The 17,041-nt window shown below is 55.8% G+C and carries 12 protein-coding genes; 8 read left to right on the forward strand and 4 right to left on the reverse strand.

What is annotated here, in order from left to right; translation table 11 throughout:
• Positions 1 to 122 precede the first annotated feature (122 nt).
• From A8O25_RS11315 to A8O25_RS11335, 4 genes are all read left to right on the forward strand, one after another.
• Positions 123 to 3,239, forward strand: a complete 3,117-nt coding sequence (locus A8O25_RS11315; RefSeq protein ID WP_066834861.1) for a PAS domain-containing protein — start codon at positions 123 to 125, stop codon at positions 3,237 to 3,239.
• Positions 3,240 to 3,947: 708 nt separating this feature from the next.
• Positions 3,948 to 4,964 carry a hypothetical protein gene (locus A8O25_RS11325; RefSeq protein WP_066834865.1) on the forward strand — a complete coding sequence of 339 codons (1,017 nt, stop codon included), beginning with the start codon at positions 3,948 to 3,950 and terminating at the stop codon, positions 4,962 to 4,964.
• A 481-nt stretch (positions 4,965 to 5,445) separates the two neighbouring features.
• Positions 5,446 to 6,024: a uracil-DNA glycosylase family protein gene (locus A8O25_RS11330; protein WP_066834867.1), complete on the forward strand. Its 579-nt coding sequence runs from the start codon at positions 5,446 to 5,448 to the stop codon at positions 6,022 to 6,024.
• Positions 6,025 to 6,078: 54 nt separating this feature from the next.
• Positions 6,079 to 7,227 carry a pyridoxal phosphate-dependent aminotransferase gene (locus A8O25_RS11335; protein WP_066834869.1) on the forward strand — a complete coding sequence of 383 codons (1,149 nt, stop codon included), beginning with the start codon at positions 6,079 to 6,081 and terminating at the stop codon, positions 7,225 to 7,227.
• Between the two features lie 299 nt (positions 7,228 to 7,526).
• Here A8O25_RS11335 and A8O25_RS11340 read toward each other — a convergent pair whose 3' ends face one another.
• Positions 7,527 to 8,066: a 5' nucleotidase, NT5C type gene (locus A8O25_RS11340; RefSeq protein ID WP_066834871.1), complete on the reverse strand. Its 540-nt coding sequence runs from the start codon at positions 8,064 to 8,066 to the stop codon at positions 7,527 to 7,529.
• Positions 8,067 to 8,187: 121 nt separating this feature from the next.
• On the opposite strand from A8O25_RS11340, the gene A8O25_RS11345 reads away from it, so the two are divergent.
• Positions 8,188 to 8,961: an amidohydrolase gene (locus tag A8O25_RS11345; RefSeq protein WP_066834873.1), complete on the forward strand. Its 774-nt coding sequence runs from the start codon at positions 8,188 to 8,190 to the stop codon at positions 8,959 to 8,961.
• A gap of 66 nt (positions 8,962 to 9,027) precedes the next feature.
• Here A8O25_RS11345 and A8O25_RS11350 read toward each other — a convergent pair whose 3' ends face one another.
• Positions 9,028 to 11,262, reverse strand: a complete 2,235-nt coding sequence (locus A8O25_RS11350) for a T9SS type A sorting domain-containing protein (protein ID WP_066834875.1) — start codon at positions 11,260 to 11,262, stop codon at positions 9,028 to 9,030.
• A 35-nt stretch (positions 11,263 to 11,297) separates the two neighbouring features.
• On the opposite strand from A8O25_RS11350, the gene A8O25_RS11355 reads away from it, so the two are divergent.
• Complete coding sequence (locus tag A8O25_RS11355) at positions 11,298 to 12,584, forward strand: UDP-N-acetylmuramoyl-tripeptide--D-alanyl-D-alanine ligase (RefSeq protein WP_082893585.1); 1,287 nt, start codon at positions 11,298 to 11,300, stop codon at positions 12,582 to 12,584.
• A gap of 315 nt (positions 12,585 to 12,899) precedes the next feature.
• On the opposite strand, the gene rfbC is transcribed toward A8O25_RS11355, so the two are convergent.
• The gene (gene rfbC / locus A8O25_RS11360) at positions 12,900 to 13,442 is read right to left on the reverse strand and encodes a dTDP-4-dehydrorhamnose 3,5-epimerase (RefSeq protein ID WP_066834877.1); all 543 of its coding nucleotides are present in this window, start codon (positions 13,440 to 13,442) and stop codon (positions 12,900 to 12,902) included.
• A gap of 66 nt (positions 13,443 to 13,508) precedes the next feature.
• Positions 13,509 to 14,633, reverse strand: a complete 1,125-nt coding sequence (locus tag A8O25_RS11365) for a glycosyltransferase family 4 protein (protein WP_066834879.1) — start codon at positions 14,631 to 14,633, stop codon at positions 13,509 to 13,511.
• A gap of 140 nt (positions 14,634 to 14,773) precedes the next feature.
• Here A8O25_RS11365 and A8O25_RS11370 point away from each other — a divergent pair, with 140 nt between their 5' ends.
• Together A8O25_RS11370 and hflX are read left to right on the forward strand one after the other, a co-directional pair.
• Entirely contained in the window at positions 14,774 to 15,484 is a 711-nt protein-coding gene (locus A8O25_RS11370) for a SirB2 family protein (RefSeq protein WP_066834881.1), read from the forward strand.
• Positions 15,485 to 15,492: 8 nt separating this feature from the next.
• Positions 15,493 to 16,695, forward strand: a complete 1,203-nt coding sequence (hflX, locus tag A8O25_RS11375) for a GTPase HflX (RefSeq protein ID WP_066834882.1) — start codon at positions 15,493 to 15,495, stop codon at positions 16,693 to 16,695.
• The last annotated feature ends 346 nt before the right edge of the window (positions 16,696 to 17,041 follow it).

The following is a 17,041-nucleotide window of genomic DNA, read 5'->3' on the forward strand; positions in this document are numbered from 1 at the left end:
TTCGGATTCTGTTTTTGGCTAAAAGTTTCAAAACAGCGAAAAACAGAAACTATAGAGGAAAAGTGCTGTTTGATTTGTAATTTCAGGAAAACGCCTCCAGATTTGAGCCCCTGCTTTTAAATATGACTCCTGTACCAGCCGCTGCCACTGCATTGGATTTACTGCCTGTCATGCGGGCATTGCCTGGATTGTACCTGTTCCTCTCCCCAGACTTAACCATTCTGGAGGCCACAGAGGCCTACCTTGCCGCCACCTTAAAAGACCGCTCCATTATAGGCAGGCGCCTGTTTGAAGTATACCCAGACAACCCAGATGCGCCTGAAGCCAACGGCAGCCTGAACCTGCGCCAGTCCCTTGAACGTGCCTACACCCATAAAGTGCCCCACAGAATGGAGGTACAACGGTATGATGTAACCAGACCGGCAGAGCTGGGTGGGGGCTTTGAGGAAAAATACTGGCAGCCCCTCAACACCCCCGTTCTGGATGCCGCCGGCGAAGAGGTTCTGTACCTGATTCACCAGGTGGAAGACGTGACCTTGGAATACAAGGAACGGTACGCCCAGCAAAAGATAGCCAAAGACAATCTGGAGCGGTCTGAACTGATTGCCAAAGCCACCAATGACGTGATCTGGGACTGGAACCTGCTAAATGACACCATCTGGTGGAATGACGGCTTTAAAACCACCTTCGGCTATAAGGAAGAAGACATTGAGAAGGACATCAACTCCTGGTACGGCCGCATTCACCCAGATGAGGCCGAGCGGGTGGTCCAAAGCATTCACGCAGTTATTGACCACGGCGGCACCCACTGGCAGGACGAATACAGTTTTAGAAAGGCAGACGGCACGTACGCAGACATTCTGGACCGGGGCATTGTAGCCCGTGATGCGTCTGGCAAACCCGTACGCATGATAGGCGCCATGCTGGATATTACAGAGAAGAACCGGTATGCGGCAGAGCTAAAAGCCAGTGAGCAGCACGTGCGGGCCCTGTTAGAAGGCATTCCGGAGATTGCGTGGGTAGCCCGCGCTGACGGCTATATCTATTATTACAACAAGGCTTGGTATCAATATACCGGCAACCAGCGGCCAGATGAGGGCTGGGATCATATCTTTCACCCAGATGACTTAGAAGCCACCCTGTTAAAATGGTCCCACTCGCTGAAAACCGGGGAAAACTATATCAACCAGGCCCGGCTAAAACGGGCCCAAGACGGGCAGTTCCGCTGGTTTACCATGTTGGCCACCCCGTTGCGTGATGAACAAGGCAAGATACAGTCCTGGATTGGGGTAGACACAGACATACAGGAACAGAAAGACATTCAGCAGCACCTACGGGAGCGGGATGAATACGTGCAGCGCATGCTGGCCCAGGCGCCTGTGCAGTTTGCGGTGATCAAGGGCGAACAATGGATCGTTGATTTTGCCACCCCTAACTTTAAGATCTTGGTGGGCGGCCGTGATATTGTAGGCAAACCTTACAAAGAGGCGCTCCCAGAACTGCAGGAGCAAGGCTTCTTTGACATCATGGAGCGGGTTTATTCTACGGGCAGATTGTACCGTGGCAATGAACATCCGGTTTATCTGGACCGCAACGGCAGCGGCACCCTGGAATTAGGGTACTTTGATTACATCTACCAGCCTCTTTTCAGCCCAGACAACCAGGTAGAAGGCGTTATGATTCTGGTGGTGGAGGTCACTGAGCGGGTACTGGCCAAGCAGGAGACCGAAAAACTCACCGGCGCGCTGCAGTCATCCCATGACCGTATCAAGAGCATTCTGGATGCGTTGCCGCACATGACCTTTACCGCCCGCCCAGATGGGTACATTGACTATTACAGCCAACGGTGGTACAATTTCTTAGGAGGGTCGCAAAAAGAATTGATTGGCTGGCGCTGGGAAGATTACGTGCACCCAGAAGATTGGGAGGCGACCATTGCCAGCTGGCGGCATTCTCTGGCCACTGGTCATGATTTCGCTATTGAGAACAGGTGGTTCTCTGTAGATCAAGGTGGTTACCGGTGGTATCTGGTGAGGGCGGTTCCTGTACGGGATGCAGAAGGCCAGATCACCATGTGGGTAGGTTCTAACACAGACATACATGACCAGAAACAGATGCTGCTGGCGCTGCAGGAAAGCACAGAGCATTTCCGGTTCCTGGCAGACAGCATGCCCCAGCTGGTTTGGACCACAGACCCATACGGGTTCCATGACTATTTTAACCAGCGCTGGGTAGACTACACCGGCTATGATGTGGAAGCCAGCAAAGGCACGCAAATGTGGAACAACCTATTACACCCAGATGACCAGGAGCGGGCATCTGCCCGGTGGCAGTATTCCCTGGAAACCGGAGAACCCTACCAGGTAGAATACAGGTTCAGACGGGCCTCTGACGGGGAATGGCGCTGGTTCTTAGGCCGGGCCCTTCCTATGCGTGATGCAGAGGGCAACATTCTCCGGTGGTTTGGCACCTGTACAGACATTGAGGAGCAGAAGCGGGATGAGGAACTCATGGCCCAGACCAACCGGGAGCTGCGCAGCATCAATGAAGACCTGGACAGCTTTGTGTACACGGCGTCGCATGACCTCAAGCTGCCCATCATCAACATGGCGGGCATCTTCAAAGAGCTCACCAAAAACGCCACGTTCCATGACCCGGATGCAGAGCTGCTCATAAGCATGTTTGACAAGGCCCTGAACCAGATCAACGCCACCATCTCTGACCTGGCTGAGATTGTAAAGGTGCAGAAGAACATCAACGCCCACCGGGATGAAATTGAGCTGCATGACCTGCTAGACGAAGTCACGCTCAGCATCAAAGACATGGTAAAAGAGTCACAGGCGCAGCTGTACGTAGATTTCAAAGAGGTTCCCCAGGTGATCTTCTCCCGGGTAAACCTGAAAAGCATCTTGTACAACCTGATCAGCAACGCCATTAAGTACCGCTCACCGGAGCGCCCGCCGGCCGTACACCTCAAAACTGAAAGACACGGTGATTTTATCAGGCTCACCATTCAAGACAACGGGCTGGGCATTGACCTTGAGAAGTACGGCAGCAAGGTGTTCCAGATGTTCAAACGGTTCCATAACCACGTGGCGGGTTCAGGCCTTGGCCTCTACATCATTAACCGCATTGTGCAGAAAAACGGCGGCTACATTGAGTTGCAGAGCGAGGTGGGCAAAGGGACTACCTTCCAGATCTACATGAAAGAAGCGTCTGAACCCTTGGGGGAAGAATAAACGCCTCGCTCTGTAGAGAGCAGGTGTACATGTGTCTTCTGCGCGGCAAACGGGCCGCAAAAGAACCTGACCTGGCGGTTGCCTCGCCCCATAGCGCCGCTTTGCTGCCCTAAAAACACTGGAGAAGAACCTTTGGCTCCCCGTTTTGGCCTGCAAAGGCAAAAGTTGAACAAGCTCTAAAACAAAAGGCCGCTGGTGCACCACCAACGGCCTTTTGCGGCATGCCCGCCGGGGCATTATTTCCTTTAACAGAAGCAGGAACCTTTACAGGCAGCTACTTTTCTCTGAGACTGGGGAATACCAAGATACACTCCAGCCTTTCAGGCAGAACCAGGGGCTGCTCAGGCAGCCGGGGCAACGGGTACCTCCTGCTGCGGGGCCCAGGTTTGCCCTTGCACCGTAACAGGTGCGGCAGATCTTACTGCTGCGTGCGCAAAACCAGAGACTACCAGAAAAAACAGCAGGAATATGCCCAGCAGAGGTAGATATCTTTTCATAAAAACAGGAAAATCAGGTTATTTCTCCCTCATACTGGTTTGGTTAAGAAAGGTTTGGCGGCAACTCCTGTTTTTAAGCTGTTTTCAAAAAATACGTACAAAACGCACCTCCCCGCCTCCCTTGCTTAACCCTCTGCCTAGGCTATCGTACATTCTACTACGCCGGTTCCAGTGCGGAGCGGGCACAGAGAAAACCTTAACCCATACTGACATGCAGAATAATAAGAGCAATCACACCTCTCCTGACCTAGGCAAAGAGACGGAGAACCACCAGATAGGCCGTGAGCTGTACAACCGTGACCAGCAGCACCGCCAACCAAACCAACGCGCCCAGGGCAACGACTGGAACAACGGCAATAATTTCCATACCGGCTACAGCAACCAGAGCCGCAGCCACTTTCCGGAAGACACGCACCAGCGCACCACCAACGCAGACTGGGGCGGAAGCCGTGACAAACACTACGGTGACCGGGAGTACAGCACTTACCGCAACCCCAACAACCTGAACTACGGGGACGGCCGCGGCCACAGCTCCCGCTCGGGGTTTGAGAACAACCAGCAGCCGGGCAACCGCAGCCAGCAGAACTACAGCGGCAACCAGTATAGCAGCAACAACCAGCACACGCACTTCTCCCCCTACGGAGACGGCCGCGGCAACTACTCTGCGCGCCAGGACTCCTACGGCCAGGGCCGGGGCAATGACCGTGTCCACTCAGAAGACCAGCTTTCGCGGCAGCGCCGCCTTGATGACTCCAATGAAAACTACTACCGCGGCGGGTACATGGACTCCCGGGGCGTGCGCCAGGAGCTGCCCAACCCAGACAGCAACCCGTACAATGAGTACCCAGGGTCACGCAGCCGCTTTAAAGATGATGACTACCGCTACGGCTCCGGCAACCACACCTGGTATGAGGAGCGCCGCTATACCGCCAATGACGGCCGCAGCCGTGACCGGGACAAAGGCGCCATCTTAGGCGAAATGGGCGAAGGCGTAAGAGAGGCCTGGCAAGACATGAAGCAGGGCGCCCAGAACCTCTGGAACCGGTCTACCGGCAACCGCCATGACAATGACCAGTCAGCTGACCGCCGCAGTGGCAACCGCCATGACTATGAGTACCGTGACCGCCGTGACCGCGGCAATGAAAGCGGCCCGCGCTGGTCAGATGAAACAGACTCAGGAGATGACTCCTTCTTTTACAGTGGCAACCGCAACCCGCGCTACTACTAGTAGCACGGCCAAAGCGACAACAAGATGAAAACCATTATGATTGCAATGCTCCTGACCGGCCTGGCCGGCGCCATCTTGCTCCTCAGCCTTCTTCCCCCGCCAGAGGAGCCTGGCCATGAGCCGCTACTTGCCCCATAAAACACCTTCTTGAGAAGCCGGAACTTTTTAGCTCCGGCTTCTTTTGTTAAGAACAGAGACATTCCCCTTTTGAAACGGGGCAGCCCCCCAACCGCTGTGGCAGGAATGAAGGGCTTGTCAGATTGCCCAACCTTCCTTTCAGCAAAACAGGAAGGCACGGTTCTGTAGAAAGGGTTCTGTTTGTCATCTGCGCCCAGGCTTGGCCGTTTTTTGTTTTTGGCCTGTTTTCCTGAAAACAGGCAAGAACAGAACGGGTGCAGGTGTTCCTTCGGCCTGCGGCCGAAACAAACTTCACCTAACGTGCCTGGTCTATTTTAGAAACTTATTGCACAGAGAATACCCCATGCTCCCTGACCTGCTCACCCAGATACGCGCCTGCCAGATCTGCGCCGCCCAACTGCCCCATGCGCCCCGCCCCGTGCTCAGGGCGTCTGAGACGGCTACGCTCATGATTGTGGGGCAGGCGCCGGGCACCAAAGTACACGCCACCGGCATTCCCTGGAACGACCAGAGCGGCAAACGCCTCAGGCAGTGGCTGGGGCTCACGCCCCAGGAATTCTATGACGAGCGCAAAATTGCCATTGTGCCCACCGGCTTCTGTTTTCCGGGCACCGGTAAGAACGGAGACTTACCGCCCCGCCCTGAGTGTTTCCGGCATTGGCACCCGCAGCTACTGCCCTTGCTGCCCAACATCCGGCTCACGCTGCTCATAGGCGCTTATGCGCAGCAGGCGTTTTTAGGCACCAGGGCCAAGGCCAACCTCACAGAGACGGTGGCCGCCTGGCAGGAGTACCTGCCAACGTACCTTCCGCTGCCCCACCCCTCGCCCAGAAACATGGCCTGGTTCAAGCGGCACCCCCTGTTTGAGCGCGAAGTGGTGCCCGCCCTGCAGGAGATGGTGCAGGCGGTCTTGCCCCAGTAGTAGATGGCCGCTTGCCGTTTTTTGCCTATTTTCACGAAAACAGGTCAAAAACAGATGTCCCTCTCCTTTCAGAGCAAACTGCCTCACGTGGGCACCACCATTTTCTCTACCATGAGCCAGCTGGCGCAGCAGCACGGTGCCATCAACCTGTCACAGGGTTTCCCAGACTTCCACTGCCCGCCAGCATTGGTGGAGCTGGTTTCTGAGGCCATGCGCCAGGGGCACAACCAGTATGCGCCCAGCCACGGCATAGTCATGCTGAGGCAGCAGATAAGCCGCAAGACTGAGTGGCTGTATGGCCACCGTGCCAACCCAGACACAGAGGTTACCGTCACCTCCGGGGCCACAGAGGCGCTGTTTGCCGCTATTGCCGCCGTGGTACACCCGGGAGACGAGGTGCTGGTGCTGGAGCCTTGTTATGACTCGTATGTGCCGGCTATTGAGCTGAGCGGCGGGGTGCCCGTTTTTGTGCCCCTCACCTTTCCTGACTATTCTGTTGACTGGCAGCTGGTAGAGGAGAAACTATCTGCCAAGACCCGCCTGCTGATCATCAACTCGCCGCACAACCCCAGCGGGGCGGTATGGCAAAGAGCAGACCTGGAGGCGTTGGCAAATCTGGCAGACCAGTACCCGTTCCTGATTCTGAGCGATGAGGTGTATGAGCACATGGTGTTTGACGGGCAGCCGCACCAGAGCCTGCTCACGGTTCCGGCGTTGGCTGAGCGGGCGTTTGTGGTCTCGTCCTTCGGGAAGACCTACCACACCACCGGTTGGAAGGTGGGCTACTGCCTTGCGCCCGCGGCCTTGACGGTTGAGTTCAGAAAAGTACACCAGTACCTCACCTTCAGCACCGCCACGCCCTTTCAGCACGCCATTGCCGCTTTTCTGGAGCAGCAGGAGCACTATCTGGCGCTGCCGCAGTTCTACCAGCAGAAGCGGGACTTGTTCAGGGAGCTGCTGCGGCCCTCCAAATTTGACCTGCTCCCCTGCGCCGGCACGTACTTTCAGTTGGCGCGCTATGACCAGCTCTCTGATCTGCCAGACGTAGATTTCTCCCAGTGGCTCACCAGAGAAGCGGGCGTGGCCGTGATCCCGGTCTCCGTGTTCCACCATGACGGCCAAGACCACCGCGTAATCAGGTTCTGCTTTGCCAAGAAGGAGGAGACACTGCGGGCGGCGGCAGAGCGGCTGTGCCGGTTGTAAGAGAGTTCTGAGTTCTGAGTCTTGAGTTCAGCGCCCTTAGTCTGTTTTCGGCCTGTTTTTGGGAAATCAGGCTGAAAACAGGCAGATTCCACTGGCCTTGTAGAACCTTAAGCCCCTACTATGCCCAGTAGAAACCCTTGGCTACCACTCTGCACAGAATAAATACCGCAGGGGGTAGGCGCTTGTGGTTGCCCTTGTAGGTTTTTCACCGTTAGAACAACCCCAAGGGCCTGCCCCTGCTGGCCTCAATTTCTGTTTTGGGGCTGTTTTTCTAAAAACAGCCCCAAAACAGAAACCTTCTACAACAGTTTCTCAGCCACCTCCCGCCAGGAGTTCACGCGCTCAAACTCCAGAATGTTCACGTTGTGGGTAGAGGTGAAGAGCAGTTTCCTTTCCCCTGAGAAGGTGATCAGGTTTTTGGCCCGGTCGTCAATCATGATGTCAGCGCCAATAATGCTTTTGTCACCGCAGAGCACCATGTTCTTCCAGCTAATGAACGGGAAGTGGTCATGCAGCCAGTCAAACTTGTCAATGAGTGAATTTCTGAACTCCATGCCGGCGCTTACTATGAACACCTCATATTTCTCCGTGAGGGCTTTGATGACTTCCTGGCTGTCTGGGATCACCTTCAGGTCCCTGAAGAAACCTTCGGCGTTGATGTACTCCCACACCTTGTCTTTGTGCTCCTCCGGCACAGCCTCGTAGACCTCCTTGCCATGCAGTGCCTCCAGGGTGAGTTCCAGGGCGCAGTCGCGGTTGTAGAGCTCAATGAATTTATCAATAGGGTCAGCCATGACCTCATCCATGTCAATGGCAATTTTTTTCTTCTGGTACTCCATGCGGCTGTATTTCGGTTTTGAGAAAGTCCCTACCTTTATCGGGATTGAAGTCAGTAAGTTACCTTTTCTACTCAAAACCAGTAAATCATAATTCCCAATTCCTAATTCTCAATTAATTAAAATGGCTGACCTGCGCGTTACCCTTATCCAAAGCGACCTGCACTGGCATGATGCCGCCGCCAACCGGGCAAAGCTCCAGCAGAAAATAGAGGAGGTGCCTGGCAGCGACCTGATTGTGCTGCCAGAGATGTTTACCACGGGCTTCAGCATGGAGGCACCGGCCTTGGCCGAACCCATGAGTGGGGAGTCTGTGAACTGGATGCGCCTCATGGCCAGGCGGCAAAACGCAGTGATCATGGGCAGCCTGATCATTGCCGAGCACGGGCACTACTACAACCGCCTGATCTGGATGCGGCCAGACGGCACCCACGCCCAGTATGACAAGCGCCACCTGTTCAGAATGGCCGGCGAATGTGAGGCGTACACCCCCGGCAAAGACCGCCTGCTTGTAGAACTGAACGGCTGGCGCATCTGCCCGTTGGTGTGCTATGACCTGCGGTTCCCGGTTTTCTCCCGCAACACGCCCATTGCCTATGATGTGCTTATCTACATTGCCAGCTGGCCCAGCCGGCGGCGGCTGGCGTGGCAGACGCTCCTGAAAGCCCGCGCCATTGAGAACCTGGCGTTCTGTATTGGCGTGAACCGCGTTGGTCAGGATGGCAACGGCCACGCGTATGCCGGTGATTCTGCCGCGTACAACCTTCTGGGGGAGGAACTGGCGCACCATGAGCATGAGGAAGCCACCACCACCGTCACCCTCTCCCGCGCGCACCTGGAGGAAACCCGTCAAAAACTGCCCTGGCATATAGACGCAGATGCGTTTACGCTTTTGTAGCAGAATAGGCAGATTTTCTGTTTTGGAGCCGTTTTCTTAAAAACAGCTCCAAAACAGGAACCAACGCTACGGCTGCACCACGAGTTTATGGGTGATGGTTTTGCCGTCAGCCAGCACCACCTTTAACAGGTACAGGCCCGCTGGCGTGGCGGCGGTTGAAATCTGGTGCAGCTGGTCAGCGCTGGTTTTCCCCGCCAGAATATTTTGCCCCGCCACGTTGTAGAGCACATAGGTGGCCGCCTGGGGGGTCAGCAATTGGGTGAAGCCCCGGGCAGGGTTAGGGAACAGTTTCAGGCCGGCAAGGGCTGGGGGCTCCTCTCCCAGGCCCAGCGGCTCTTTGATTACTTTCAGAAACCGGAGACCACCCGCCCGGGTACCAATGAGCACCTCTGGCAACTGATCACTGTTCTGATCCAGATCTCCCACGGCCACGGCGGCGCCTGCCCCAAAAATAGCCGGCTGGTACTGTTGCAGGGCTGGCTGCCAAAGAACGTTGGCCTCTACCGGGAATGCACCGGCCAGGTGTGCGGCAAAGTCTGGGTACACCTTAACCTCCCCGCTGTCATCTGAGGTTAGCAGATCAGCCTTGCCGTCTTTGTTCAGGTCAGCCACCTGCACCTGTAGCCGGCCATACGCGCTGCTGCCGTCCAGCCCACCCAAGGCTTCTGTCACCAATGACCAGGCGGGGGCGGTGTTGCTGCCCGTGTTCCGGTAGTAATGCAGTGCCCCAGACGCTCTTCCTATCAATAAATCCACTGTCCCGTCCTGGTTGACATCTGTGAGGTAGGGGCTGTCTCCCCTGAAGAACAGGACTCCGGTGATGGTGCCCTCCTGCTGCCGGGAGAATTGTGCGGGCTGCCCCGCGGCGGCCTGGTTCAGGAGGTACTTCAGCTCTACCCGGGAGGTGGTGGTGTTGTAAATGCTCCACACCAGGTCAACGGCACCGTCTTTGTTCAGATCCAGCAGTTGGGGTTTGAGGGCCTGCTGACCAAGCACAGAGAAAGACAGGTAATCTATGGCCTCCTCCTCAAAAACCGGTTGCTGTCTGGTGCCTTTGTTCTTGTAAAAAGTGAGGGTAGCGGCATAGCGGCCATTCTCCAGCACGGCGGTATTGCCAATGAGCAGATCCAAAACCCCGTCACCGGTGAGGTCTGCCAGGGCAGGGGCCGCCCCCTCCCCTACGTCTATCATCTGGTTTTGCAGGAACGGCTGCTTGGGGGCCTGAAATCTGGGTGCCTGGGCGGTCCCGGTGTTGGCGTATACCCAAACCGAGTTCTTCAGGTCTACATTCTGGTGGGAGTTGCTGGTCGCATTGGGGGCCACCACCAGATCTGGCACGCCGTCAAAGGTGACATCCAGGTAATAGGCCGCCGGGAAAACGCTGAACTGGTTCCCGGTGATGTCTGGCGGAAGGTTATAGTCAGCGCTGGAGAGTTTGGGGAGCAGGTTTGTACCTGTGTTCAGGAGCGTGACCAGATCAGCGCAGTCATCATGCCCCGCCAGCAGGTCCAGCACGCCATTGCCGTCTACGTCTAGCGGCAGCACGCTGGAACCGCCCACGTGGTGGGACGAAGGACAGCTTTCGCCGCCAAACCGGTAGCTGTTGCAGGAGCCGGCGCAGCGGGTGAGGTTGCCCCAGCGGTTGGTCACCTTGGTGAAGGTGATTTCGGCGCAGCCCAGGTTTTGCTCCACCCGCTGGTTCTGGTAATACTCCAGGGTTCTGCCGCCAGACCACTCCCAGGTAAGAATATCCAGGTCCCCGTCCCCGTCCATGTCCACAATGGCGGGCATGTCTTCCGCGCCTACCACAATGTTGCCGTCTCGGTTGTAGAGCAGCAGCGGGTGCGTGAGTGAGAAGGTCAGTTTGCCGTGCTGCGCAGACGTGTTGGTGTAGAGTTTGATACCCGCGTTGGTGGCCGTGAACAGGTCTGGGGCGCCGTCACAGTTGAAGTCCCGCAGCAGGGCAAAATAGATCAGATCGCGGGGAAAGGCGGCGGCATACTGCGGCGCGAACTGGTACCGCCACTGCCCGCCCGCCTGCACGGCCAGAAACGTGGAGACGCGCTGGCTGCTCCGGTCAAACACAAACAGGTCTGGCTGCCCGTCCAGATTCAGGTCTATGTGGGAGAACTGGGGGCTGTTCATACCACCCGCCCAGGGCAGCGGCAGGGAGCTCCCCTGCTTCTGCACGGCGGGGCCTGTTACTTCCTGCAGCCGCACGGGGGCTTGGGCCCAGGCAATAGAGGGAGCCAGGGCTATGTAACTTATGAAAAAGGCTAGTACCTTTAATGCACGAATCATTCGTATCTATTGGTTTGACTAAAGTTACAAAACATATGATGGAGCACGTGGCGTCCCTTTATCAAAAATACCTGGAGTGCCGGAAAGTAAGCACAGATTCCAGGGCCGAACAAGACAATACCCTCTTTTTTGCCTTAGACGGCCCCAATTTCAAAGGCAGCCAGTTTGCCCAGGCCGCGTTGGACAAGGGCGCCCGTTACGCGGTGGTGCAAGACCCTACTATTACCGGCCCAAACATCATTCAGGTAGAAAACACGCTGAACACCCTGCAGGCCCTGGCCCTCCACCACCGGCTGTTGCTGCGCATACCTGTTTTGGGCATTACGGGCTCTAACGGGAAAACCACCACCAAAGAGCTCATCAATGCCGTGCTCAGCAAAAAATTCAACGTGCTCTGCACCAAAGGCAACCTGAACAACCATATTGGGGTGCCGCTCACCTTGTTGGGCATACAGCCGGAGCATGAGCTGGCTATCATTGAGATGGGGGCCAACCACCCCGGCGACATTGCCGAACTCTGCGCTTACGCCCTTCCCACCCACGGCCTCATCACCAACATTGGCAAAGCCCATCTGGAAGGATTTGGTAGTCTGGAAGGCGTGGCCCGCACCAAAAGTGAGCTCTACCTGCACCTGGACAAAGCCAACGGCACAGTGTTCGTCAATACCTCTAACGAACACTTGATGAGGATGGTACGCCGCCTAGAAAAGAAAGTCACCTACTACCAGCCCGGCAATGATTATACCGGTGAACTGCTCCAGGCTGCCCCGCAGGTGATGTACCGCGCCGCAGATGGCAAAGAAGTGCACACGCACCTCATGGGTTCCTATAATTTTGAGAACATGATGGCCGCCGCCTGCATTGGCCAGTACTTTGGGGTTCCGCATTCAGACATCAACTCTGCCATTGCCGGTTATGTACCCACCAACAACCGTTCGCAGGTTGTACAGAAAGACACCAACACCATTCTGCTGGACGCCTACAACGCCAACCCCAGCTCTATGGCTCTGTCAGTGGCCAACTTCGCGCAGATGGCGGGTGAGCCCAAAGTAGTGATTCTGGGCGATATGCTGGAACTGGGCCAGGAAAGCGAGGCTGAACACCGGCTTCTGGGCAAGCAGCTAGATCAACTGCCGTTTGCCCAGGTCTTTCTCTGCGGAAAGGAAATGCGCTACGCCGCAGAGGTAAACCCTGGCTTCAGGTATTTTGCAGAGAAAAGCGCGCTGGAGCAGTGGCTGACAGACCACCCGGTACGCAACAGCCACCTGTTGATCAAAGGCTCCCGCGGCATTGGCCTGGAGACGCTGGTGGCGCTGCTGTAACTATTTTGCGTTTTTTGGGGCTGTTTTCTCAAAACAGCCCCAAAACGCAAACACCTCACCGCATTTAAAGACCTGTGAGGTTTCACCAAAATCTTTGGCAGGCTTCCCTTCCATTTCCTTGTTGCCTCCCGGAAGGTTCCTGGCGGCCAGGGGCAGCCCCTATCTTACATTGCCTTTCCAGCTTGCCAGCCGTTTATTTCAGAATGATTTCTATTGATCCTGTTTTCCGCCTGTTTTTGGGAAAACAGCCCTAAAACAGAAAACCTCACCGTTCTGGTAGAACGGTGAGGTTTAAACTGCCATTGGCAGTGTCACTTAAAACGGGGACTCAAATTGAGCCAAGGTAGGGAGCACTTCGTCCTTCTCAGATACCAGCGGGTTTTCAATTCCCCAGTCAATGCCTAGCGCCGGGTCATTCCAGAGCAGACCGCCCTCAGATTCTTTGTTGTAGTAATTGCTGCACTTGTACTGGAAAACGGTGCCTTCCTCCAGCGCCACAAAACCGTGCGCAAACCCAATGGGCACAAAGAACATATTGTGCTTGTCGGCTTCCAGAAGGCAGGTGGCGTGCTGCCCGTAGGTGGGTGAGCCTTTTCTCAGGTCTACCGCCACGTCCAGCGCCTTCCCAACCACCACGCTTACCAGTTTGGCCTGGGCATAGGGTGGCTTCTGCAAGTGCAGCCCGCGCAACACGCCTTTCTTGGAAATGGAGCGGTTGTCCTGCACAAAAGTGTCTGTGATTCCCGCCTCTGCAAATTGTTTCGCACTGAAGGTTTCCAGAAAGGCGCCGCGGTCATCTGCAAACACCCGCGGGGTGATCTCTATAACGCCGGCTATGGGGTAGGTAGTCACTTGCATGTTTCTCAGTTAATGTTTTGGTGGTAAGCGGCGGCCTATGGTCAACAGAGGCGCTACCGCCAGGATTTATTTTCTGGCCGGTTTGCCGGTAGCGGCCTCAATGGCGGCAAAGTACCGGTCTATCACATATTTCTCGTCAAACTTCTCAAGGGCTAAGCGGCGGCTGTTCTGGCCCAGGGTTTGCAGCTCCTGCTCAGACAGGTTGAGCACCTTCTCCATGTTGGCGGCCAGGTCTGCTCCGTTCCTTACTTCGCAGAGGTAGCCGTTGTAGCCGTCTACCACGGTTTCTTTGCAGCCGGGCACGTTGGTGGTGACAATGGGCTTGCCCAGGGCGGCGGCTTCCAGCAACGTACGCGGCGTACCTTCACGGTAAGACGGGAGCACCACACAGTCTGCCTGGTGCATGACGCCGGCCACGTTGTCTGAGGTGCCCAGGTACTCCAGCCAGCCTTCCTGCGCCCATTGCTCTACCACGGTGCGCTTGATCCCAATATTGCCTTCCTCGTCAATGCCCCCCAGCAGCTGCACCCGCACGGCGGGGTATTTGGCTTTCAGGATCTTGCTCGCCTCTACATACTCTACCAGCCCTTTCTCATACAGCGCCCGTGACACCATCAGGAACACAAACGGGTCCTGGCGCTTGAATTGGGGCGCAGGCTGAAAACGCGTGGTATCAATGCCGGAGCCGGGAATCACCTCTGTCACCGACTCGCGCACCAGTTTTCGGCCCAGAAAAAGTTCTTTGTCATCATTGTTCTGAAAGAAGACCTTGGCCGGAAACTGGAACGAGAATTTATACAGCGCCATGGCAATTTTGGAGACCAGGTTCTCTACAATGAACACCGTGCCCAAACCAGACACGTTGTTGATGGTGGGGATGCCCGCCAGTTTGGCGGCAATACTGCCATAAATATTGGGTTTGATGGTGTACTGCAAGATCACGTCTGGCTTCACCTGCTTATACGCCTTGTAGAAGTTCTGAATCAGCAGCAGGTCTTTGAGCGGGTTGGTGCCTTTGCTTTCCATGGGCAAATGCACAAACCGGCAGCCCTCGGCCACCAACTTGGCTGAGTACGCGTCTTCAGGGGCAATGGCCACCACCTCATGCCCCGCCTTCAGCAAGGCTTTGACCAGACTCAGACGGAAATTGAAGATGTTCCAGGACTTGTTGATGACAATGGCAATGCGCATGGGCGTAGTTTAAAAGACAAAGATAGTACAGCCAGTGGGTTAACCCGCACCTATACGCAGAAACTGTGCGGGCATCTGGGCTAGTTTCACCCTTTTGCGTACTTTGCAGCCGTACAAAGCCTGTAGTTTATAGTTGGCCTATGACCGCTTACTTTCTTAACACCCACGTACTGGTGGTGATTCTGTTTCTGGTTTTTTTTGTGCTGAAGGCCATCCTGCTCTTCCTGAACAAGCATGACCGGCTGAATAAAATCAGAGCTTCTACCCTGATGCTGGACCTGGTGTTTGGCGTCTTGATTCTGGTGACGGGGGCGTATTTAATTGGCTATAGGGCCTTTTACGGCAGTGGCACTCTGCCCACCTGGTTCCTGGCCAAGGTGGTGCTGGTGCTGGCGGCCATCCCGGTGGGGATAGTGGGGCTCAAGCGGCACAGCAAGGTGCTGACCGCACTGGGGCTCCTGCTCTTTCTGTATGTCTACGGCGTAGCCGAAACTAAAAGCCTGAAAATGCGTCCTGATACAGAAGAGGAGGCCACCGCTCTGCCAGATAGGCAAGCACAGACAGCCGCTACTGGCCAAGCGCAAGCCAACCACCCTATTCTGTCACAGATGCAGGGCACCCAACTGGAAAACACCAAAGCCATCTACACCCAGCTGTGCGCCACCTGCCACGGCGAAGACGGCCAAAAAGGAGCCAGCGGGGCCGTTGGCCTGCAGCAGAGCTCTCTGAGCCAGGCAGACAGGAAGGCGGTGATTGCCAACGGGCGGGGCCTGATGCCGGGCTTCAGCGCTACCTTGACAGAACAGGAAATAGAAGCACTGGCCTTGTACACCACCCTACTTAAAAAGTAATTTACCACATGAGAAACCAACTCCACGTAACGGCTAAAGAACAGGAGACCGCTGTATTGGTGGCCGTGCCGCAATGGCGCCAGACCGATGAAAAGACAAAGGAGTACCTAGATGAGCTGGCTTTCCTGACCGAGACCGTGGGGGCCAAAACCCTGAAGCGGTTTATCCAGAAGCTAGACAAGCCTGACCTGCGCACCTACGTGGGCAAGGGCAAGCTGGAAGAGATTGTGGCGTATGTGAAGGAGCATAAAGTAGACATGGTCATTTTTGACGATGAGCTTTCGCCCTCACAGGTGCGCAACCTGGAGCGTGAGCTGCAGGTGAAAATCATAGACCGGAGCCTGCTCATTCTGGACATCTTCGCGCTGCGCGCCCAGACCGCCACCGCCCGGGCGCAGGTAGAAATGGCCCAGTACCAGTACCTGCTGCCCCGCCTGACCAACCTCTGGACCCACTTGTCGCGCCAGCGCGGCGGGGGCGTGGCCATGCGCGGTCCCGGTGAAACCGAGATTGAGACAGACAGACGTATTGTGCGCGAGAAGATCTCGTTGCTCAAAGAGAAACTGGAGAAGTTTGAGAAGCAGAACTTTGAGCAGCGCAAGTCCCGCAGCGGCATTGTGCGCGTGTCACTGGTAGGGTACACCAACGTGGGCAAGTCAACGCTCATGAACCTCATCTCTAAATCAGATGTGTTTGCAGAGAACAAGCTGTTTGCCACCGTTGACGCCACGGTGCGCAAGGTGGTGATTGACAACATCCCGTTCCTGCTCTCAGACACGGTTGGGTTCATCAGGAAACTACCTACCAAGCTTATTGAAAGCTTCAAGTCTACCTTAGACGAGATCAGGGAGTCTGACCTGCTGCTGCACGTGGTAGATGTCTCGCACCCGTCTTTTGAGGAGCACATTGGCGTGGTGAATGAAACCCTGAAAGATATCCAGTCTGCTGAAAAGCCCGTGATTCTGGTGTTCAACAAGACAGACCTGTACCTGCAGGAGCGGGAGCAGGAGCTGCAGGAGCACAGCCCCGAGGCCCGGCCAGACATCTCTGACCTGAAGTCTTCTTATATGGCCAAGGAACATACGCCGGCCGTGTTCATCTCAGCGGCCAACCGTACCAACATTGATGAGTTGCGCGAGGTGCTGTTGCAGCATGTCTCCAGGATTCACCTTGAGCGCTACCCCAACAACCAGGCGCCACAGGAGTGGTAGTCTGCTGAGAGTCTGAGGGGCTTTACTTTTCTGTTTTCGGGCTGTTTTTGCCAAAACAGCGAAAACAGAAAAGTAAAGCCCCACTCCCCGCACCACCTCGCGCTCCTTCCTTTGCGCAGGTTGCAGGTTCTTTAGCGCTGCCAGCCAGGGTGTCTACCGGGTCACCCGCGCCCGGCACCGGGGCAGCAATCTTTTTCCCACCCGCGGCGCATCACAGACAGAAGCAGATTCACCTTTTGCAGGCGGCCTGCCGGCCTTGATTCCCACCCCCACACCCCCTGTTTCCCCGCAAAACTATTTGCCCCCGAATCCAGTAAAGAGGGGGAAGCCGTGTTGCCGTTTTTAG

Origin of the sequence: Rufibacter ruber, from assembly GCF_001647275.1 — a bacterium.
GTDB classification, from domain to species: domain Bacteria; phylum Bacteroidota; class Bacteroidia; order Cytophagales; family Hymenobacteraceae; genus Nibribacter; species Nibribacter ruber_C.